Annotated in this window: 18 protein-coding genes and 2 pseudogenes; 9 read left to right on the top strand and 11 right to left on the bottom strand. The window is 59.9% G+C overall.

Features of this window, described 5'->3' with window-relative positions; translation table 11 throughout:
* Window positions 1-171: 171 nt before the first annotated feature.
* The 3 genes and pseudogenes from ACFMO7_RS09465 to ACFMO7_RS09455 all read right to left on the bottom strand — a co-directional run.
* A complete protein-coding gene (locus tag ACFMO7_RS09465; protein WP_376795240.1) occupies window positions 172-1,203 on the bottom strand; it encodes a WD40/YVTN/BNR-like repeat-containing protein in 1,032 nt (343 codons plus the stop codon).
* Between the two features lie 177 nt (window positions 1,204-1,380).
* Window positions 1,381-1,622 (bottom strand): annotated as a pseudogene (locus ACFMO7_RS09460) (zinc ribbon domain-containing protein); the annotation flags it as partial.
* 57 nt (window positions 1,623-1,679) lie between these two features.
* A pseudogene (locus ACFMO7_RS09455) lies at window positions 1,680-1,826 on the bottom strand (helix-turn-helix domain-containing protein); the annotation flags it as partial.
* A 376-nt stretch (window positions 1,827-2,202) separates the two neighbouring features.
* Here ACFMO7_RS09455 and ACFMO7_RS09450 point away from each other — a divergent pair.
* A complete protein-coding gene (locus ACFMO7_RS09450) occupies window positions 2,203-2,514 on the top strand; it encodes a metal-sensitive transcriptional regulator (protein WP_376795239.1) in 312 nt (103 codons plus the stop codon).
* Between the two features lie 30 nt (window positions 2,515-2,544).
* A complete protein-coding gene (locus ACFMO7_RS09445) occupies window positions 2,545-2,766 on the top strand; it encodes a heavy-metal-associated domain-containing protein (RefSeq protein ID WP_376795238.1) in 222 nt (73 codons plus the stop codon).
* A gap of 200 nt (window positions 2,767-2,966) precedes the next feature.
* On the opposite strand, the gene ACFMO7_RS09440 is transcribed toward ACFMO7_RS09445, so the two are convergent.
* Entirely contained in the window at window positions 2,967-3,458 is a 492-nt protein-coding gene (locus tag ACFMO7_RS09440) for a pyridoxamine 5'-phosphate oxidase family protein (RefSeq protein ID WP_376795237.1), read from the bottom strand.
* A 352-nt stretch (window positions 3,459-3,810) separates the two neighbouring features.
* Here ACFMO7_RS09440 and ACFMO7_RS09435 point away from each other — a divergent pair, with 352 nt between their 5' ends.
* Both ACFMO7_RS09435 and ACFMO7_RS09430 read left to right on the top strand, forming a co-directional pair.
* Window positions 3,811-4,317, top strand: coding sequence for an acyl-CoA thioesterase (locus ACFMO7_RS09435; RefSeq protein WP_376795236.1), 507 nt, complete (start codon window positions 3,811-3,813; stop codon window positions 4,315-4,317).
* A 489-nt stretch (window positions 4,318-4,806) separates the two neighbouring features.
* Window positions 4,807-5,727 (top strand): hypothetical protein, encoded by a 921-nt coding sequence (locus tag ACFMO7_RS09430; RefSeq protein ID WP_376795235.1) that lies wholly within the window; start codon window positions 4,807-4,809, stop codon window positions 5,725-5,727.
* 284 nt (window positions 5,728-6,011) lie between these two features.
* Here the strand turns inward: ACFMO7_RS09430 and ACFMO7_RS09425 are convergent, their stop codons facing one another.
* A complete protein-coding gene (locus ACFMO7_RS09425) occupies window positions 6,012-7,064 on the bottom strand; it encodes a L,D-transpeptidase (protein WP_376795267.1) in 1,053 nt (350 codons plus the stop codon).
* Between the two features lie 615 nt (window positions 7,065-7,679).
* Between ACFMO7_RS09425 and ACFMO7_RS09420 the strand changes: the two genes are divergently transcribed.
* On the top strand, window positions 7,680-8,375 hold the full coding sequence (locus ACFMO7_RS09420; protein WP_376795234.1) for a LuxR C-terminal-related transcriptional regulator: 696 nt from the start codon (window positions 7,680-7,682) through the stop codon (window positions 8,373-8,375).
* 115 nt (window positions 8,376-8,490) lie between these two features.
* On the opposite strand, the gene ACFMO7_RS09415 is transcribed toward ACFMO7_RS09420, so the two are convergent.
* Entirely contained in the window at window positions 8,491-9,927 is a 1,437-nt protein-coding gene (locus ACFMO7_RS09415; protein WP_376795233.1) for a mannosyltransferase family protein, read from the bottom strand.
* 396 nt (window positions 9,928-10,323) lie between these two features.
* Here ACFMO7_RS09415 and ACFMO7_RS09410 point away from each other — a divergent pair, with 396 nt between their 5' ends.
* The gene (locus ACFMO7_RS09410) at window positions 10,324-11,334 is read left to right on the top strand and encodes a GAF domain-containing protein (RefSeq protein WP_376795232.1); all 1,011 of its coding nucleotides are present in this window, start codon (window positions 10,324-10,326) and stop codon (window positions 11,332-11,334) included.
* A 161-nt stretch (window positions 11,335-11,495) separates the two neighbouring features.
* On the opposite strand, the gene ACFMO7_RS09405 is transcribed toward ACFMO7_RS09410, so the two are convergent.
* From ACFMO7_RS09405 to ACFMO7_RS09390, 4 genes are all read right to left on the bottom strand, one after another.
* Complete coding sequence (locus tag ACFMO7_RS09405; RefSeq protein ID WP_376795231.1) at window positions 11,496-12,275, bottom strand: rhomboid family intramembrane serine protease; 780 nt, start codon at window positions 12,273-12,275, stop codon at window positions 11,496-11,498.
* A gap of 121 nt (window positions 12,276-12,396) precedes the next feature.
* Window positions 12,397-13,623, bottom strand: coding sequence for an RNA-guided endonuclease InsQ/TnpB family protein (locus ACFMO7_RS09400; protein ID WP_376795230.1), 1,227 nt, complete (start codon window positions 13,621-13,623; stop codon window positions 12,397-12,399).
* An 82-nt stretch (window positions 13,624-13,705) separates the two neighbouring features.
* Window positions 13,706-14,026: a hypothetical protein gene (locus ACFMO7_RS09395; protein ID WP_376795229.1), complete on the bottom strand. Its 321-nt coding sequence runs from the start codon at window positions 14,024-14,026 to the stop codon at window positions 13,706-13,708.
* 119 nt (window positions 14,027-14,145) lie between these two features.
* Complete coding sequence (locus ACFMO7_RS09390) at window positions 14,146-15,231, bottom strand: M20/M25/M40 family metallo-hydrolase (RefSeq protein WP_376795228.1); 1,086 nt, start codon at window positions 15,229-15,231, stop codon at window positions 14,146-14,148.
* A 439-nt stretch (window positions 15,232-15,670) separates the two neighbouring features.
* Here ACFMO7_RS09390 and ACFMO7_RS09385 point away from each other — a divergent pair, with 439 nt between their 5' ends.
* The 3 genes from ACFMO7_RS09385 to ACFMO7_RS09375 all read left to right on the top strand — a co-directional run bounded on the left by ACFMO7_RS09385 (window position 15,671) and on the right by ACFMO7_RS09375 (window position 18,457).
* Window positions 15,671-17,317, top strand: a complete 1,647-nt coding sequence (locus ACFMO7_RS09385) for a S8/S53 family peptidase (protein ID WP_376795227.1) — start codon at window positions 15,671-15,673, stop codon at window positions 17,315-17,317.
* Window positions 17,318-17,557: 240 nt separating this feature from the next.
* The gene (erpA, locus tag ACFMO7_RS09380) at window positions 17,558-17,959 is read left to right on the top strand and encodes an iron-sulfur cluster insertion protein ErpA (protein WP_376795226.1); all 402 of its coding nucleotides are present in this window, start codon (window positions 17,558-17,560) and stop codon (window positions 17,957-17,959) included.
* 225 nt (window positions 17,960-18,184) lie between these two features.
* Complete coding sequence (locus ACFMO7_RS09375) at window positions 18,185-18,457, top strand: hypothetical protein (protein ID WP_376795225.1); 273 nt, start codon at window positions 18,185-18,187, stop codon at window positions 18,455-18,457.
* Between the two features lie 263 nt (window positions 18,458-18,720).
* On the opposite strand, the gene ACFMO7_RS09370 is transcribed toward ACFMO7_RS09375, so the two are convergent.
* The coding region (locus ACFMO7_RS09370) for a thioesterase domain-containing protein (protein ID WP_376795224.1) at window positions 18,721-20,583 on the bottom strand (1,863 nt) is incomplete at its 5' end.

Genomic DNA, 20,583 nt, shown 5'->3' with positions numbered 1-20,583 from the left:
GTAAGGTGTTCGCACCAGCAGACCATCTGCCAGCGGAGGCTGGCGCAGGCCAGCGGATAGCCGTACCGGTCTGGCGGGCAAGATGGATGCCGGGGAGTTGAAGGAAGGTGGAGCTACCTCGCCGGCCAGACGCGAGGAGGGCGCGGTTGCCGGCGATAGCTCTGCGTTCGTTCAGTCTGTCAGCACCTGCCAGGAACGGCCTCCATCCTGGCTGAAAAGCACGCTGGCGGGATAGAAGAAGGCGGCGTAGAGCTGCGTAGGCTGTCTGGGCGATAGCTGAAGCGCCATGAGGTCGCTGCGCGAGAAAGTGAAGCGTTTTTGCCAGCTTGTCCCCTGATCGGCGGAGAACCACAGATCGCGCCCGGCCAGGGCATAGAGAGCTGCACCGTCAGCTGAGCTTATCAGGCGCGTCAGCGAGGAGTTCGGCGTGGAACCGCGCAGGTGGGTGATCTGCTGGCTCCCATCCTGCCAGCGATAGAAACCTTCATCGGTGGCGCAGAAGATCAGCCGCGGCTGGGTTCGCGTAGCGGTCAGACTGAGCACCGTGCCGTTGATCCCCTGGAGGCGTTGCCAGTGGACCCCATCGTCGAAGGTCTCAAAGAGTCCCTGATCGCCTCCCAGCAGGAGATGACGCGGGTTCCGTGGATCAGTCAAAAACAGGGGCGTCTGCATGGCCGAAAGCGCTCCGCTGGTAATAGGGCGCCAGTGGACCCCCAGATCTGTCGTCTCATACCAGCCGGCGTAAACAAAGAAGGCGTAGAAATGGCCAGCGGGGCCGCTCCCGGCCTGCACAGAAAAAGGATAGGCCGAGGATGGTAGACGAGGCGGGTTGCTCAGACGCCAGCTATTGCCACCGTCGCGACTGATATACACGCCAGGCTGCTCGCTACCAATCCCACTTGGTACAGCGATCACGGCGAGCAAATTAGGATCACCAGGGGCGGGCGCGATCGAGGTCACCATCGCCGGGGCCAGCGCCCCGCGGGCTTGAGGCCAGCTCTCTCCCCCATTGCGGCTGATGAAGAGGCCGAAATGGGTGCCCAGGTAGAGGCTGCGCCCATCGTCTCCCACAGCCAGCGTATGCAGATGAGTTTCGGGGTTCGAGAGCGGGCGCCCTGGCACCGTCGGGTCGGTCGCGCTGCGACGGGCGCTGAGGAACTCCCAACCGGCGGCCACGATCACCGCGATAAGCGCAATGGCCAAAAGCACATACGCTCCCCGCCTCCGAGGCTTCCTCGATTCTGGCCCCTGCTCCTGCACAACAAGCTCATCTCGCGAACGCTGCTGCGAAGTCGCCATTGTTCCTCCACACGCCCGTTCTCAGGCCGTTCGACAGAGATTGACATCCTCCCCCGGCTAAAGCGCGGGGGCTTCCCACTCTCACGAGTGAGCTTTCCTGCTTCGTCGAGACTCGCCAGGGTTGGTTTTCGCCACAGCGGGTCTTACAGCCGCTCAACAGGCATTGACGGTAAGCCCCACCGCAAGGATAGTGTTTGCGGCATTGATGTCATGGTCGTGATGGATGCCGCATTCAGGACAGATCCCTTCACGGACAGCAAGCGTTAAGAAGTCGAGAATATGCCCACAGGCGAACAGCGTTTGCTGGATGGGTACCAGCGGTCTGCCAGGTCCTTATAGGAAGGCCGTCTCTTCTGCTCTCTGCAGAAGGCACCGGTCTTTTGAGGCAATGCCCAATTGTAGACAAAGCAGATACACCTCAAGGTCTGAGCAAGACTATGCTTTTGCTCGTCGGCCGGCGGTATGCTCGCTTCTGCTTCATGCTTTACATGAAAGCACACACAGTGCCAAAAGTCAGCAATATCCATTCCATCCAGGCCGCCTGAAGAAGGAACGGCGCTCTCATCTCCCGGATCCCGGATAAATCCAGCGGTCTTCCCACGCCCGTTGATAAAGCCGCCCAGCTCCTGCTTGCTTGATTGCTTGCAAGATGAGTGCCGAAGAGCAACCTGGCGATTGTCTCCACACAAAAAAACATACCATTTGAGGTCAATAGGGAGAATTCCCGATAGCAGGACCGTGTGCTGGTTAGGATGGTGTGCGTAGACGGGCCTGGGTATCCCTCGACGCCGGCTACCTGTCTCTCTTGACCCCACCCAGGGGGGTATGGTATAGTGACAGAGGGCAGTCTCGAGGGCGGAAATAAAGGTAGTCCTGGAGAAGGGCAGAAAGGAGCCAGCTACTGTGCAAGAAGAGCGCCGTCGCGACGTATTGAAGCGGCTCTCCTACATCAAGGGGCATCTCGACGGCATCTCCAAGATGGTAGAAGAAGACAAATACTGCGTCGATATTCTACGCCAGAGCTATGCCGTACGTCGGGCGCTAGAGAAAGTCGAAGCCATCATTCTCGAAGGGCATCTCCACACCTGCGTCCCCGAAGGCATCAAAAGCGGGCGCCAGGAGGCCGTTGTAGCGGAGCTGCTGCAGCTCTTTACCCTGGCGGGGAATCATTTGAAGGCCCAGGAGGCAGGGGAGCTACCTCCTGTCGAAGAATGAATACGGAGTGAAAGAAGGCGAGAAAACCATATGAGCACCACAAGCACCTCGATCACACTCATCTCTCCGGACATCTCCTGTGAGCACTGTCAGAGGGCAATTGAAAGCACGCTGGGTGCTCTCCAGGGGATCGAACGAGTAAGTGTCGACATCGCTAGCAAGAGCATTCACCTTTCCTATGATCCGGGGCGTATCTCCCTGGAGCAGATTGAGCGGCAGCTCGACGAGATCGGGTATAGCCTCGCGCACTGAGGAAGCCGAAGGGGCGCCAGGAATAGGGCTGGATAGGGCTGGCGACCGCCCAGCCCCAAAGCGACGAGGAGGAGGGACCTGACAGGCCGCTCCGGGCCGGGGCCTGGGTGTCTCTCCTCGTCGCACAAATAACCCGCCTGCTGGCCGGTTCCGTTCTTCGCCTGATTGCTTGCTGGGAGGAAGGGGCCGAGCCAGCCTGGCTAGAAAGTTGTTGGTCCTACAGGACCCGACTCTAAGGGGAAAGTTGCCTCGCTCTGGCGAGGTAGCTCGGTCAGGTCGGTAATGCGCAGCCAGCGGACCTCTAGCGCGATGGCTTGCACTGGCAACCTGGCGATGAAGGAGGCCGCCGCGGGGGATTTCCGGATGAGCCGCTCGCGCACAGTAGCACTGGCCTGCTCATCGTTGATCAAGCGGGCTTCTGCCGTGGCCTCCAGCCAGGCTGTTGGCTCTCCTGGCCCGATAAAGATTCCCACCCGCGGATTCCGCCGCAGATTCGCCAGCTTACGCGATGTCAGAATGAAGGTACAGTACAGCGTTAGACTATTTCGTTCCTCGCTGAGCGGCTCCTCAACGTAGAAGACGCGCGTCACGTAAGGTTGACCATTGTCCTCTGTCGCGATCGCCAGCGTATCATAGCGAGCGAGAAACTCATTAATGGCAGCGCGTAATCGGGCTGCATCCTGTGCGTCCATAGTTTTCAATCCCCGATGATCTCCACTCCTGATAGATTTCCGGCTGACAGATCGGCCATCTCGGCTCTGCCTGTAGCATACCGCATGCTAGCAAGAAGGACCAGTTCCGGTCGGGGTCAGGCGTGTCCGTTCCACAATGGCCGTTGCCTCTGTCTGCTGTCTGCCCCGCTGACCAGAAAACCGCGAGCGTTGCCCGCGTCCCGTTTGGGGAGCGCCAGGGCGGAGCGGTAGAAAGAGGGCTTCTCTCTGGCCCTTGTTTCGGGACAGACCTTTTCGCTATGCTTTTAAGAGCGTACAACCCCTGATCAAGATAGCCCTATCTAGCAACGAAAGGACCAGTGACAGGAGTCCAATGAGTGAACGTTTTCCCTGCTGGTATCCCCTGCAGATCCGCTTTCGTGACCTTGATCCACTTGCTCACGTTAACAACGCCGTCTACTTTACCTATTTTGAAGAAGCGCGCAGCTATTATCTGAATCTGCTGGAGCGCTGGCTCAAGGATTGGCCGGGAGAGGAGGCTGCTCAGGAGCGGCCCGGCGCCGAGAATCCCCGCATTCAGACGGGGCCGCGCGCGGCGCGCTACGGCCTGCTTGTCAAGGAAGTCAGCTGTACCTATGAACTGCCACTGATCCGCTCAGACCGCGCTGAGGTGGGCGTGCGTGTCTCCCACGTAGGCCGCACCAGCTTTATTATGGAGCATCAGATTCGGGACGCTCACAATCACGAGCGCATTTTTGCTACGGGACGCTCTGTGATGGTCTGGTGTGATTATCGCACTGGACGCCCGCATCCGTTGCCACCTGCTCTGCGCCGCGCCTTCGAGCAGATGGAGGGGCGCAGCTTCCCCCCGCCCGAGTAGGTTGATGTTCTCTCTGGCGCGGGTGTACCTGGCGTTGACCTGATCCTGCGCCCTGGCCTCACTCTGCGGGCAATGCCGCCCGGCGGGGCCAGGGCGCAGCCTTTCCCACTGCCAATCTTCCCTTTCCTTTGGAACCCTTCTGACTGGCTCTCTTGCCCTGCCCTGCCATGCCAGTCTCCCCACAGCACTGATCGGGCTGGCGGGCGGTTGGTGGGGCCTTATGGGCAGGTCTGAGGGGCTGGCTCCTGGCTCGCTAAAGATAGTTAACCCAAAGCGCAAGAGCGCAAACGAAGGAAGGTCTGGTGCCGCACATCAGTCACTGTTAGCAAGATCGAATAGAGCATATCACGGTCTACGGGTGGCGGCTGGCCAGGAAAGACACTAGCACGATCAGGCTGTTTTTCCTAGAAGAGTCGTCTCTTCGTCCCCGGCTGAGCTATACTAAACTCAAGATCAAACCTCATTCTCCGTACAGCGTGAGGTTGCTATATGCTCTCTTCTCTCGTGATGGTGCTGGTGCTTGGCGGAGTGCTCATCGTGCTGGTTGGTCTGGGACTCTGGGCGATGCGCCAGCTCCGACGCTACAGGCAGGCTCGGACGGCTCAGAGCCACTCGCTGTTGGCGGCCTGTGAGGAACAGCAGGTTGGCGTCGTCCTCCCCACGCAGGAGGGCGCGCTAGTCTCTTTCCAGAAGGCGCAGCCGCTGCCGGGCTTTGTCCTCCCCCCGGTATGGTATCGCCGCTGGCGCATGCTAGTCTCCCTGGGGCTTCTGCTGATGCTCTGTCTGGCACTGGCCAGCCAGGGTGGAATCGTGCGCGATACCTTTCGCAGCCTGACCGCTACATTTAGCTTCTTCTCTGCATCTTCGACGATGGATCTGCAGACCGCGCCCCATGCTCCTCCCGATACGGCCAGCGCGCACATTGTTCGAGTCGATTCAGCCTCGCGCAGCCAGTACTATAACGACTACCAATGGCAAGTCTGGTCTTACTCCTCCTGCTCGGGGATCGCCCTGGAGGAGGTGATGAACGCCTATGGCCGCCATCTCATCGCCGCCGATGTGCTCCAGGTCGAGTTACAGCTTGGCGTCTGGGATGTCCAGCTAGGCTTACTCAGGGAGGAGGGGATCGCTATGACTGCCAACTATTTCGGCTTCAATGCCAGTCTGAGTCATACACGCACCCTCCAGCAGATCGTTGCGATCGCTAATAGCGGCACACCGGTCATCGTCAGTATCCGCGATAGCTACTACTTCCCCGGTGGTCATATCTTTGTTGTCCGCGGAGGGGACAACCAGTACGTCTACACCGTCGACTCCTCGCCGGCCAACTTCACGCGCATGACCTATAGCATGTTCTCGGCTATGTGGGGCGCTAATAACGATTTTAGCGCCGTCGTTACCCCGCGCTAGCCCTCTGATCGGGCTTGCCAGGCCAGAACCGAAGGTGAGGGACGACTGAGCCGATCGACCAGCGGTCCACGAGTGAGAAAATGAGGAGGAGAGAAGAGACCAGTTGCCCAGGCATGGCTGGGCTACGTGCCTGGCCTGGCTGGCTGGTCTCTTCTCTCCTCTCTGTGTTCCGGCTGGAGGCTGAGCTTGTGTGCTCCCGTTGATCACCAGCAGCTCCTTCTGGCTGTCTCCCTCCTCGCCTCAGCCCTGGCGGTCGAAGATATCGGCTGGGGGAATGGCGGAAGCTAGTAGATCAACACCGGTGTATACAGGCTCACAAAGTTGTAAAGCCAGGCGGCGTTATCGGTAGACATGTTGACACAGCCGTGGGATCCCTGGCCGGCAAAGGGATCACCGGTTGGGTCCTGGTGAGGGAAGTTAGTTCCCGGACCGAAATCAGCGCGCCACCAGGCGTCGTGCAAGAAGTAGCCGTTGCTATGGTACTGCATGGCGTAGTTGATCTTCGTATCGGGATACCAGTGCGGCGATCCCTTTGGCTCGCTTGACTTAAAGATCGTCGGATGCTGCTTTCCTTCGATCCACCAGGTGCCGGGAGGAGTTGGCAGATCAGGCTGGCCGGTAGTCACCAGGAAAGCTTTGACCAGCTTGCCGTGATCGTAAGCCCGTAGGGCCTGCTCGCTCAGCGAAACGACCACTACACGCTCACCCATGTAGCCATAGTGACGCATTAGATCGAGATCGGTTTTATGTGGTTGGTTATAGGGTGTCTTATCGCTAAAGTTGGCTTTCATCGCCTCAAAGTTCGTCAGCCACATCTGCAGGTCCTCAACTACCTGCTGATAGTCTGCCAGAGTCTGAGCCTGGCTCAGCTCTTCTCCAAGCCAGTCGTTGCCTCCGATGCCCTGGGAGCCATATTCATAACCTAGTGGGTAGGTCTGATTGTTGTAGCTATCGTGATAGGTGTGGGTCTGTCCCCAGGCGCTGACCTCCTGGGCCAACTGCTGCTGAAGATGACTACTCTCGGCCTTCATGGCCGGAAGCTGGATGGCCCGGATATGCTCCTTCAGCGTGGCCAGAGCCTGGTTGTAGGCGCTGGCCGTCTGCGCCTGTTGGAGGGCCTGCTGATCGCTCTGATACTGCTGGCGATAGGTTGTGACATCTCCACCGTTTTGCTGCATCAGGTTAATCCATTGCTCGAACGTCTGCAGAGCCATTTGCCCTTCGTTTTGCAGCGTGGGGGAGATGGCCGGAGTGGCCACTGTCTTGGGCCCACTGGCCAGGGCGTTGGAGCTATCTGGGCTGCAGGCGCTCAGCAGCAGAGCGACCAGGGCCAGCATAGCCACAAGCAACCTGCTTGCCTGGCGCCTCTGAGGCTGAGAACAAGAAGCCTGGACCTGTATGGCTGACCGTTTCATTGCCCTTCCTCTTTTTTCTGCATACTCTTTCCTGGTCATATCTGATTCATCGAAAAAGAGGGGGAAGTGGATCGCACCTCTAGATAGGATAGGCTAAAGCGCCTTAGAGAGGCTCCCTCCTTACCATTCCTCTTCATCATACTACGCCTATTGAAAAAAACGCGGGAGGAGGCCTCTTCATTTCATCGACCTGGAATTCTTCTCCCTCTCTGGGGAAGGAGGTCCTCTGAGCGGTCTGGCGTCGCAAAGGGCCCCATGGGGCTGCCCAGCGTGGGCGGGAATGGGCCAGGAGAAGGGTAGGAAGGCCATGTCTAGTACTTTCTTCTTGAGACTAGTACTTTTGACTAGACCACCGGGGTAGAATAGTACCGTTGGGCGGGGGAAAGCATAGGCCAACCTCACACTGCTCGCTGATAGCAGTGGGCCTTGCCTCGCCGGAGGGGCTGGATAAGGGACAGGCTTGAGAACCAACAACAATGCTCTAGATCCGGAAGGAGGAGGGGCGTTCCTCTCAAGGAGAGGACTGCCGCAAGCTGGATGGAGACAATACGTGTGCTGATTGTTGAAGAGCAGCCACTGCTGCGCATCGGTATTCACGCGACCCTGGAACGCATGGGGGACTGCGAGATTGTCGGCGAGACCACCGATCCCGCTGAAATTTTGGCCCTCGCCGGCGAGGGCCGGCTGGATGTCGCTTTGATCGATACCGGCCTGACCTGCGCGGATCCTCTGGAGATCGCTCGTCTGATGCGCCGGGTCGCTCCGCAGGTGGCTATGATTATGCTAACGCCCGCCGAGAACGAGGAAGATCTCTTCCAGTCAATCAAGGTCGGCGCAGCGGCTTATTATACCCGCGACATTGGGCTGGATGAGCTTAGGGAGGCTGTACGCAAGGTGAGCCGTGGCGAATACCTCATGAACGATGACGTCCTCTCCAGACCGCAGATTGCCTCGCGTGTTCTGGCCTCATTCCGCGCCCTCAATGAAGAAGAGGAAGAAGAGGACAACGCTCAGAAGGAGCCGTCACCGCTTTCCAGCCGCGAGATCGAGATACTCGATCATATTGCCCGCGGTCGCAGCAACAAAGAGATCGCCAAAGTACTCAAGATCAGCGATCAGACCGTCAAGAATCATATTACTTCGATTCTGAAGAAACTGGCTGTCAATGACCGTACGGCAGCGGTTGTCTATGCGCTCAAGCATGGCTGGATTACGATTGAGAAAGAGCAGTGAGTCTGGCCATGCTGAGCCTGCTCAGCCGGCAGATCGCTGCACGGCCTTGCTTGACGATCCCAACTGACGGCTCGCGGTCCCGAGCACGGCCCGCCCTGCTGCACCCTATCTTGCTCTATCCCGCCCACTGCCCGATGAGAAACTGGAGCGCTGTGAAGGTGAGCAGTCCCCCAGAGATGATCAGATAGTGGAGGCGAAAGCTTTCGCCCCTGCCAAGGCGGGCCAGCACCAGGAAGGCCGGGAAGAGAGCCAGGCAGTAGCGTGGCAAGGACATCGTGGGATAGCGTCCCTGAGCTGGTACGACTAGAAAGAAGATGAAGGCTACAGCGGTGTAAGAAGTATAAGATAGGGCGATAGATCCGCGCAGACGCCAGGGACCGACAAAGAGAAGTGCGACAAGCACTAACATTCCCGTCAGCAAGACCAGGTCGCTGACGCGGTGGATGGTAATAAAATCGAGATGGCTGGAATCCTGGACAAGGGCTGCGAGGGTCGCGCTAACAGCGAACCAGGGGGGCTGTAAGCTGCGCTGCCAGACGGATTCCGCGTGAGAAAAGGCCAGCGGGTCATGGAAACGCAGGAAGCAGTAGCCGGCAAACAGGCCAAGGCCGCTGGGAATGCCCAGAATGCCCAGGGCATCGAGGCGGAACTGACCCAGGCGAAACTGATGCTGGCGCAGGTATTCGTAGACGAAAGGAACAAGCAGCGGAAGGGCCGTCACTCGGGTAAGGCTGGCCAGACCACCCCAGAGCGCGGCCTGCCACCAATAGCCTTGTCGGATAGCGTAGAAACAGAGGAGCGCCAGCAGCATAAAGAGCGATTCGCTATAAGCTGCTGCCAGGAAGAAGGCCATAGGAAAAGTAGCGTAGTAGAGCACAGTGCGGCCGGCTAGCTCCTCGTCGAAGTCCTCGGCGATCAGGCGGTGGAGCATTACCAGGGCACCAAAGCCGGCCAGATTGGAGATGACCAGTCCTGCCAGAACGGGATTATCTGCCAGATAATTGGTCAGGCGAATAAGCAGGGGGTAGAGAGGAAAGAAGGCTGTACGCCACCAGTTGCTGTAGCCATGCATGGCAATGGTAATGAAGTGGCTGCTGTCCCAGTGGTTCCAGCTATTGATCATGGCCAGAAGAACGGGTCCTTTCGTGCTGCTGGAATCTCCTGGAAAGAGAAAGGCGATATAGCTCAAAAGAAAGTAGAGCACGTGGGTGGCTGTGTAGACCGGTAGCACCTGTTGGATGGCTGTGAGCCAGGGAGAGCGGGCAGGAAGGCGATGCTGACTGGCCGCCCGCTGGCCGCCGTCGGGATCGGGGGAACCGCCTGCATCTGACGGGCGTGTCTCCCCTGCTCCCCTGAGCCTCTCTGAAGTGGGTTTCTCTGATACAAGGCCAGAATACCGGAGCCCCTTTTCTTCCTCCGCCTGCTCGCTCGGGACGGGCCGTTGGCGCTCCTCTGGCTCCTCGCTTGCGGCTTCCGTCTCCCGAAAAACCTGCAGGCTGCGATGGATCCAGCTCCTGTTGGCCTGAGCGACAAACACTCGTGACCAGCGCATAGGACTCCTCGCTCAGCTTAAAACCTTCCCAACGCTGACGCTCCCAGCAGGCGACCTCTGTCGGACTACCTTGCTCTGGCGGCTCGAGCTGGTCCTGTCCTTTCCCCGGCAACGCGAGCCGGGGATAGCCCCTCCTGTTGAGAATTGCTCAGCTCGTATAAAGAGACGCTCGAAGCCGCGCAGGCGTAACACGCGGGCGCGCGGTGGTTCATGCCCTTTCACATAGTAATATGTTCTAATATGTGCATGGGATATTGTTGTTCAATGAGAGTTATGCTATCATAGAAGCGCTGTAACGAAACAGCACTTCCTCATGGAGTTGAGACGTAGATCAATCGATTCTTTAATAAAGTTCTCCAATGATATTTCGCTAACACTATTGGGAAGGGAAGACACTTGCAAACCTGGCAAGAACTGCTGAGTCAGCTTATCGAGGACATTCAGCTAGAGAGACGACTTGCGCAGGAAATGGGGGTGCAACCGATCACTCTCAGGCGTTGGGCGCGGGGGGTAGTGCAGCCGCGGGAGGATAATGTGCGGCGTCTGCTGAAGGCGGTGCCGCGCGAGATTTATCCCGAATTGCTGCGCCTCCTGGCCAGGGACTTCCCGAGGTTGTTAGAGCAACCGGCAGAGACCTCGGCCCCTGCGGCGCTGCCGGCGCCGCCCATCGAGGTCTATGTACGAGCGCTCAGCATGTACGCCACGACGCCCCCTTCTCTTTATCCGGAGGCGCTTTTCGATCTTCTGTTGCAGCATATGCTCAGGCAGCTTGATCCCGAGCGGCGTGGCCTGGCGGTAACGGTCGCGCGCTGTATGCCACCGCCTGCCCCGGGACAGAAGGTGCGCAGCCTGCGCGAGATTGTCGGGCGAGGAAACCCCCCCTGGCCTCGCGATCTCAGCCAGCAGACGATCTTCCTGGGGGCTGAGTCATTGGCCGGGGCCGCCGTCACCCATTGCCGTTTGGTGACCATTCCTAGCCGCGACGAGGAGTACAGCCTCTTCCCTGCTCACTGGGTCGAGCACGAGCAGAGCGCGGTGGCCTGCCCTATTCTCTGGCAGACGCGCGTTGGGGGCTGCCTGATTGTCTCCAGCACGCAGCCCCAGGCTTTCAATCAGGCCCAGCAGTCGCTGATTGAGCGCTATGCTCAGCTGATGTCTCTGACCTTTACCCCCGATGCCTTCTACAGTCACAGTGATATCGAGTTGCGTCTGATGCCTCTCTACACCGAACAATTGCCATATCTGCGCAATTTCAGAAGGCATGTCAGTCGCAAGGTCGAGGAAGCCAGCGCGGCGGGTCGCTCTTTGTCCCTCTATGAGGCTCAAGAAGCTGCCTGGCGCGAGATAGAGGAGCAGCTCCTGGAGCTGTCCCTGCGTCAAGGGGAGGAGAGCATGCCAGGTTCTTGACGGGCCATGAAAGCCTGGGGGTACACGGCCCGCAAAGCATACGCTCTGGCCGGGCACAGACAGAGCCTCGTTCGTCACTCCAGAGCGCATGCTCTTGCGGAAAACGGCCTGAGATCGTTCTGCGGACTCTCCCTGGCGATCTCGGCCTGCCTGTCTCCCACTTACCACCAGCGGCGATAGTCGTTCTCGCGCGAATAGGGATGGTAAGGGTAAGAAGGGTAGCTGATAGGCGCTGGAGGCTTGAGCCAGGGGCGCAGAAGCAGCGTGATGATCAGGCCGGTGAGGAAACCGCCGACGTGGGCCAGGTAGGCGACTCCGCCCATACCTTGCTGGACCTGGGCCAGTGAGGCCACGCCATCAAAGAGCTGGAGCAGGAACCAGAGGCCGATGAGAACAATCGCCGGCAGCGTTACGATAGTGAAGAAAAAGAAGATGAAGATGACGGTGCGTACCCCGGCCAGGGGAAAAAGTACCAGGTAGGCGGCCAGTACGCCGGCAATGGCGCCGCTGGCCCCGATGCTGGGAATCGTTGAGTCGGGGAAGGCTACCGCCTGTGCCACGCCGGCCACGATCCCGCAGAGCAGATAGAAGCAGAGATAAGGGAAGTGCCCCAGACGATCTTCCACATTATCGCCGAAAACGTAGAGGAAGAGCATATTGCCGCCAATGTGGAGCCAGCCGGCGTGCAGAAACTGTGATGTAATCAGGGTGAAGTAAACCGGCTCGGGAGTCTGGAAAGCAAGGTGGGTTTGCACGAGCGCTGTCTGGGGGAGGCCATGCACCAGGGCTACGGGCACTACTCCATAGGCGAAGATCAGCTCATCGGCGCGGCTCCCCAGAGAAAGCTCATAGAGAAAAACCAGCACGTTAATCAGGATCAGACCCCATGTCACCCAGGGCAGATGTCGGCGAGGCCCTGGGAAGTCCTGGAAGGGTATCACCTGCAGCCTCCTCCTTTAGCCTGTAGGTTGCTATCCTCCAATACGATTGAAGCGCCGATGGCGCTTCAGGCTGTTTGAGTACAGTACCAAGAACTCATGACAACTGATAACATGAGTCGGTTCAGACGGCAAGCCGTCCAGGCACAACTGCCGGTGCCCCTATCCCTGGGCCGTCAAAGGCGTTCGGGACTCCTTTTCTGCCAATATTGTAGGATCCGTTGACATCGGCGTGGATCAGGCGCTTGCCGCTGGCCTGATACCAGCGCCCGAGCCGTCTGCCGCTAAAACGCGGTTCTTCGGTGCGTGCAGGATCGTAGACGGGCAGTGGGTCACGGTCGAGAAAACTGGCCTGACTGGTGTCGCTCTCCTCCGTCAGGATCACGCGGATGCCAGCCAGTTCCGCTTTGTAGGTGAGCAGTTCGATGAAGCGGGCGTGCGGGATTTGCACGAAGCTCTGGTTGTTCCGTTTGCCCATCTCGACGCCTTGCTTCCACAGCGGGTTCTTGCCAATGATGAGCGTGCCGATGCCCTCTTGCACCAACAGAGCGATGATGCGACGGCTGGCCGGGTGCAGGTACTGCAGCACCCGGCGATTGCGCTTCGTCGTGATGCGATCACGCTGGCGGGAGGTCTGTCGGTTGGCTTTGGCAAGGGGGCTCTGGAGATGGGCGCGCTGTTTGTTGTAGAACTGATTGACGCTCTTGATGGGGCGACCGTTGACCAGGCGCGGGACAAAGCCGGGTTTGTTGGAAGTCAGGGCAGCGAGGACGTTGACACCCAGATCAGCGGCCACGAAGAGATGAGGATCGACCGAGGCAGGTTGGGGCTGCGTCTGATAGATGACTTCGATGACGTAATGATCGCCTTTGGGCACGATACGGACCTGCTCGATGCTGGCGGGGTCCTGCCTGGTGAAGCAGAGGAAGCCCAGCTCAGAGACGGCGATCTCCCGATACTTCAGCGCGCTGTTCCAGATCGCGCCCATCTCGAAAACCAGCAGGTTGCGCCCCGCCGTCTTGTGTTTGTAGCGAGGCAACTTCGGACGTCTGGTGAATTGCTCGGGATGCTCGCGCCACGCCTGCATCGCCTCAAAGAAGCTGACCCAGGCTTGATGCAGTTGGAGGAGCACCTGATTACTGACTTTGCGGGGCAGGGCTTGATACGCCTGGTGGGTCTTGATCTGGTGATAGACCGCCACCTTGGTGAGATAGATACCCTGGAAGATGAAGGACTGGCGCACGAGATAGTTGGCCGCGTTCCACAGGTTCTTGCTGGCAAAGGCAGCCTCATCGATGCGCTGAAAGCGCGGGTCGGTACGCGCAATCACGTGCTGTTCCACCAGTCTCACGGCCCTGCTCCTCCTCGTGGGAGGAACGGGCAGCCCGATGCTGCTCGTTCCTCTTGTCTGTCAAGACGTTCTTTGAGCGCGTCTACGAAACGGTCCTGCGTTCCGGTTCCTCGGTGGTCAGGCTCCTGAAGGTCTGCGGGCTATTCCCGCACAGGGCTTCGATCCAGCCGACGATGCGTCCGGCTTTCCAGAGCGTGGGCATGCGCGGGTCTTGCCAGACTGCCTCAGAAGACACGCGCGCATAGATCGCGACTTTACGCGGAGAACGAGCCTCGGCTTCGTGATCAGTGACGATCATGGTCCCCGTGGCCGTTTGAGAGCCAGGAACCAGCCCGGCTTTCCACCAGCGGAACGCCGTTCGGTAGCTGATTCCTTGCTGCCTGGCATAGTGACTCAATTTCATGCCTCAAAGGGTAGCATAAACGAGTCCATTTGTCACCATTTGTCATCATTTTCAAAAACTAGTCCACACACCTGGCCTGGCGGGTTCGCCTGGACCTGCTCCTGCTTCTCGGAGGGTCTTCAGACAGAGCCTGACCAGCGGCGCAATACTTCTAGCGTATCCTCTACCAGTTGCTCCAGCGGTCTAAGCGGTACATATTCCGCGGGTGAATGCTCGTTGACGACGCCGGTCGAGATGGTGAAGACGCGCAGACGAGGGCGCAGAGCGCTCGCATCGCTGCCGATAAAGGTAGGACGCAGTTGCAGCTGCGCGCCGCGATCGGTGAGCACCTGGCGGTACAGGGTCAGAAGTGGTTCATCTTCGGCGACGACGTAGGCGCCGCAGTGGGGAACAAAGTGCAGCCTGGCCTGGCCTCCAGCCTGCTGAGCCGCCTCGTCGAAGGCCCTGCGGAGCCACTCACGGTAGCCCTCTATCTGCTCGCTCTCCTCGAAGCTGCGCAGTTCCCCCTGGAGCAGCACGCGATCGGGAACGGCATTGCGCGCGCTCCCCCCTTCGATGCGTCCGATGAGAATCCTCGTCTGATCGTTGGCGAGTGACCCGTGGGGGTAGGCTGCCCGGCGGAAGATCTCCACAGCATTGACGACCTGCGAGAGGTCCTTGCCTGGATGGCCGGTGCGTCCGGTGATCTCCACGTCGAAGGCTTCATAATGAGCGCCGCGCGAGACGACGACGCCGGCCTCGAAGGCATTATCGAAGACGATGCCGTCACTGACCTGCCAGGGGGTTGGGTCGAAGGCGCGGGCACCCTGCAAGCCGCTTTCCTCCTGAACGGTGAAGAGGGCCACAATGGGCGGATGAGGCTGGGAGCGCTCCTGCAGACGCCTGAGCGTTTCCAGAATGATGGCCAGGCCGGCGGCATCGTCGGCCCCCAGGTTAGAGCTGCCGTCGCTGTAGAGCACGCCGTCCCGCAGGATGGGACGCTGTCCCCGCCCCGGTGGAACACGATCCATGTGCGCGTTCAAGAGTAGGGGGCGACCCTGCCCGGGGAGGAAGGCGATCAGGTTGCCGGCGCTGTCAACGCTCGTCGTTAGCCCCTGGGCCTGCAGGGTTGTTTCAAGGTACTGGCGGACGTGCTCCTCGTGGCCGGATGTAGAGGGCAAAGCCACCAGATCGAGCAGGCTGGCGTAGAGACGATCTGCACTCATCGAAGCGATACTCTTCCTTCGTTCTAGCCTGGTCCCAGGGCTGCTTCTCTCATTATAGCGGGATTCCGCGCCTCAGAAAAGGGTGGCAGCTCCCGAGCTGCCGAGATCGTCTGGTCTCCGTTTGCTTCGTTAGCCTGATCCTCCTGGGAGCAGCGTCCTGGAGGGAGATTCCATTTGCCATCTTCTATTGGTTCAGTTATAATGCCCGATGATAGAAAACAGTCGCTCCGTCCCATTTTGCAGGAAGCGGGTAGACAGAGAAGGAAGCGAAGGACCAGGACATCCTCGGGTGAGAGGGGCGGCAAGGAGCGGAGAAGGGGGCAACGCTGCCATCCCGGCTGCGGCTGGCCTACGGCTGTCTGCCTGCGAGGCGCGGCTCATTATGCCGCGCGCGCTCACTCACGCCGTGTGCTAGCTCTAGCTAGAAGGGGATCTGTGCATGACTCCTCGAGCTGCTGACCTCATTGGGAGACCGACCGAACTCTGTTACTGGATACGTGGTGAAATGGTGGTTGTGGTACAGTTGCCCAGAAGGCCGGCTGAAGATGCCTTAGAATTGCTGGCTGAGCAAGTTCGGAGCCAGCTCAATACTCTTCTGGCGCCGCATCATCTTGTCTTGGAGCCGTTTGGAAGCGGGGGCCGCTGGCAGGAAGAGACAAGGCCATCTCGGCCCCCCATTCGCCAGCGCGCCTTTCTCTTTGGCTACCATCGCCAGCAGCCGCTGGTGGCCATCTTCTATCAGGTGCGCCATTTGGAGCAAGCCCTCCTCGATCCGATGCCTTTAGCGTTAGCATATCTGCAGGTGCATCTGGAAGAGCTGGCTGAGCGCGGCTTGCGTCTTGTCTCTATTATGCCCAACTGGCTGGTGGCTGCCGCCCCTTTTTATTACAGCGCTGGAGGGCCAGCTTTGCCGCCACGCCCTGCGCCGCGGCTGGAGCTGCCGGCTCTTGGGACCAGTGAGCCGCCGCTGGGCTGGCATATTTCTTTTCTTGATCAGGGGCTTCTGCTTGATCCCGAGGGGGCCAGCAACGTGCTGGTGGCTGTGCTGGACACGGCGGTTCAGTCCGAGCGTCTCCTGGGGGCGGCTGAGCGTCCTGAGTTTCGGCGGAACTGGCTGCTCCAGCGGCTGGCTGCCGACTTGAGGAACGGCGATGGCTTGTTCCAGATCGAGTACGATCGCTATCCGCTCTGGGAGACTATTCGCACCGGGCGTGATCGCTATGGCGAGGCCCTATACTATCCGATGCCAGATCATGGCCTCTTTGTGGCCGGCCTCATCCGTGATGTCGCCCCCCAGGCGCGTATTCGTCTGATTCGCATCCTCAATGACTATGGCGGTGGCGATCTCTATGGCTTGTTTGCCGCTCTGACCGGGCTGGAGAAGGAGCTGTTTACGGGCGCGATCCGGCGCCTGATCATCAATTTGAGCCTGACAACCTTGCCCGATGCGCGCCGCCTGGCTTATGTCTGGTTTGATGATCGGCGTTGGCCCAGCCAGGGGTTGGTCAGCGCTATGAGCGTCTTAACGCTGCTGGAGGAAGGGCTGCGCCTGCTCTTTGACAGCCTCTATGCCCAGGGAGCCCTGTTGGTTGCGGCGGCGGGCAACGATTCGTGGCCGGAAAGCCGTCAGGGGAAGCGTCGAAGGCCTCCGCGGGCTCCGGCGCGCTATGCCAGCGTGGTCAGTGTGACCTCAGTCAACAGTCGCTTCGAGCCATCCCAGTTTGCTAATGCTGCCTCGCTGCCCCCGGTCAATGGCGGCGTGGCCACGTTCGGAGGCGATGTTGAGGGTGTCAAAGATAGCAACGATCTGCCCGATGCTGTCAGAGGAGTCTATATCTCGCCCACTTTCCCCAATGGAGAGCCAAATACCACCGGCTGGGCAGATTGGGCTGGCTCCTCTTTCGCCGCTCCCATCGTCAGCGGCCTGGCGGCTCATCTTCTGGCTCAGGGCTGGTCGGCGGCCAATACCATGTTGCGTATGACCTCCAGCGGCGAGCGGCATGGGAGCTTGCTCTATGGCTCCCCGCCTGAGATACCGCCCCTGCTCGCCAATTTGATCCGTGCCCAGCAGCGCTTTGGTCTCTAGGACCAGCTCAGCCTGCGGCCCCTGTTGAAGCGCTCTCTCCGCTTCCGGATAGGGTCGGGTCGGATGGGCGGTCCCGCCCCTTTCCCTTGACGCTGTAGGTCTCGTGGGATATAATAAAACGCAACTGAGTGCTTGAAGTGTCTTCCTAGGGAGCCTTGCACGTGTCCCTTCGATGCGTGGGGCTCGTGTTGGTGGGCTTGAGGCGAGCAAGCAGGTTCAACCTTTGGGAGAGAGGTACTTATGATCGAGCAGACGCAGCAGCCAAAGACCGAAAGCAGCGTCGTCACGCTGACACCCCTGGCGACAGAGAAGATTCGCGAGCTTCTGCAGCAGGAAAACGATCCAAGCCTGGGCTTGCGCATCTTCGTAGCCAGCGGTGGCTGCTCCGGCCTCCAGTATGGTATGACCCTGGATGAGGAGCAGGAAGGCGATACGGTCATTTCTCAGGGCGACTTCAAGGTGCTCATCGATGAGATGAGCCTGGACTATGTTAACGGGAGCGAGATCGACTACGTCGATAGCCTGATGGGCGCCGGCTTTACGGTGAACAATCCCAACGCGGTGACAACCTGCAGCTGTGGCCATTCCTTCAGAACGGCCAGCGGCGGCGGCGAACCGCGCGGTTGCGCCTGTAGCCGCTAGTCTCGCTCGCTCCTGGCGCTACTTCGCTCTCTAGCAGTAGAGTAGCGCTTTCTTTTTCTTTGTCGCTTAACAGACCAGCTACCTGTGTGAGCGAAGGGGCCTCATGCAACGTATGTTGTAGTGAGGCCCCTTCGTGTTTGGTGATTCAACGCACACATGGACGTGGCTCCGGCTCTCGTTTACGCGTCAAACGCTTTCACTGCATCGACTGTAAAAGGAGCTTGCATGAGCAGACGTTTCGCCTATCGTCCGCGCTATTTCTCTCTTGCCCGCCGTCAGGGTGGCGCTCTTGCGAGAGAGCGCCGCACTTCTTTCCCTCAGCGCTGGTCCGCTCGTCGACAGTTCCCAGGTTCTTCCCTTCCTCACCGCCCGTTTCCTCAGCCCGATCTGCCTTTCTTCCCCTTCGTGCACTCGCTGGCCTTGCCCGGGCTTCCTCCGTTTCTCTGGGGGCTGGCGCCGTGCCATCCGCGCCGGTTGTTGCTAAACAAAAAAGGTTGAGGCTTGCGCATGGGCCACCTCTGCGCAGACCCCAACCGTGATCCCAGATCTTTTCTCCCAGACGCTGACTCCAGGGGCGGCTGAGCCGCCCAGCGGCGTCCCAGCTAAGCCCCGGGCAGATCTCTGGGTTTTCTGTCTACGCCACCTCTAGTATGGCCTGACACCTCCATTATAGTAATTCCACGAAAGCTCTGCAAGAAGATAGGACTCCTGGAGCGGCTGCTCCTGGTGCGAGAAGTGCTACTCCCAAGGAGGCCCATCGACTACGGAGTATTGCCGATGGTCACCCTGTTGCCCTGGCTATGACCTACTGCGGTCTCACTCGTTGGGTGGGCTTCTTTGTTCTTGACCGCCTCTAGGCAGCGCTTGAGTTCCGTGGCGAAGACCTCCAGGTAGGTAGTGCGACTGGTGATATGGGTCCCCGGCAGCTCCCGGCTGTCGACGTGCCCGCGGCCCTCCTGCTGATGGCGCCGGGCGAAGTCTAGCCAGGGCTTGCGGCGCCATCTTTTTTCTTCGGCTGCCCAGAAGAAGGTCAGGTCTCCGCGATAGGGGCCTGAGCGGTAGCGTGTTAAGATCCAGCTACATGTGCTCGTCCAGCGCTGGTGATCCTCGTTGGGCAGGTCCAGGTCCGGAGCGTTCTCCCCCTGCGCTTTCCGCTTGCGGGACAAGTGGTAGCGCCAGAGGCTGTAGCGGTAGCGCCAGCGGCGGAAAGTCTCTACTTGTTGTTGCTCGTTCCAGCCCAGGAGCTTGCCCAAAACTCTGATGAAAGAGCAGGCCAGGCGGGCGGGACTCCACCCTTGCTCGGGAGCGGTGGGATCGATCAGGACCAGCAGTTCGACCTGTTCTCCCATCGCTTGCAACTGGCGCGCCATTTCGTAGGCCACCAGGCCGCCGTTGCACCAGCCAGCCAGGCGATAAGGCCCCTGGGGTTGGATCCGGCGGATAGCCTCGATGTGGGCGGCTGCCATTGCCTCAAAACTCGGCGGTGGTGCTCCCTCGGGGAAGCGATAGGGTTCAACAGCGTAGAAGGGCTGATCGGCTCCCAGGCGTTTCGCCAGCTCGATGCAGTAGAAGGCGCCGCCGGTCCAGTCGCCATGCAGATAGAAGAGCGGCCGCTGCTTCCCCTCGCGTTGCACGGCGATCACTGGGGTGCATGAATGCTCCTGCTGCCAGTCTTCCTCGATGGCCCGTGTCAGTTTTGCGATGGTCGGCTCCTGGAAGAAGAGTGAAAGCGGGAGCTGCCTGCCAAACTGCTGTTCGATGCGGGCGAAGAGGCGGGCGGCCAGCAGCGAGTTGCCTCCCAGCTCGAAGAAGTTGTCGTCGATGCCGATCGGCTGCGTCTTGAGTAGCTCTTGCCAGAGCTGTACGAGTTGCTGCTCTAGCAGGTTGCGTGGAGCGGCCTTCGGCTCTTCTGTCCTGTCGCTCTCCATGGTCGCTAGTGAGGCGAGGGCGCGACGGTCGATTTTGCCGGTGGAGGTGTGAGGGAGGGTGTCGAGGAAGACGAAGGTCGAGGGGACCATATAGGCGGGCAGGTGCTCGGAGGCGAAGGAGCGCAGAGTGGAGCGCTCGAGCTGGCAGCCGGGGCGGGGAGAGAGGAAGGCGACCAGGCGGGAGGAGGAGGGGTCGGAGGGGATGGGCTGGTGAAGGAGGACGGCGACCTCCTGGACGGAGGGGTGAGAGGAGAGGAGGGCCTCGATTTCGGAGAGTTCGATGCGGAAGCCGCGGAGCTTGACCTGCTGGTCGAGGCGGCCCAGGAAGAGGAGGGAGCCGGAGGGGAGCCAGCGGACGAGGTCGCCGGTGCGGTAGAGGCGGGCCTGAGGGTCAGAAGAGAAGGGATCGGGAAGGAACCGTTGGGAGGAGAGGTCGGGACGGCGGAAGTAACCGGGGGAGAGGGAGGGACCGCCGATGAAGAGTTCGCCGGGGACGCCGATGGGGACGGGCTGGAGGGAGGGATCGAGGACGAAGAGGCGGCAGTGGGGGAGAGGGCGGCCGATGGGGGAGGTAGGGAAGGGGTCGGAGGGGGAGCAGGGATGGACGGAGGCCCAGACGGTGGCTTCGGAGGGGCCGTATTCGTTGAAGAGGGGGGTGTGAGGGAGGAGGGAGAAATGGAGCAGGACGAGGGAGCG

It is taken from the genome of Thermogemmatispora sp. (genome assembly GCF_042408735.1).
Lineage (GTDB): Bacteria > Chloroflexota > Ktedonobacteria > Ktedonobacterales > Ktedonobacteraceae > Thermogemmatispora.
Note: the sequence above shows the minus strand (reverse complement) of the source record. Positions and strands in the feature narration are given on the sequence as shown.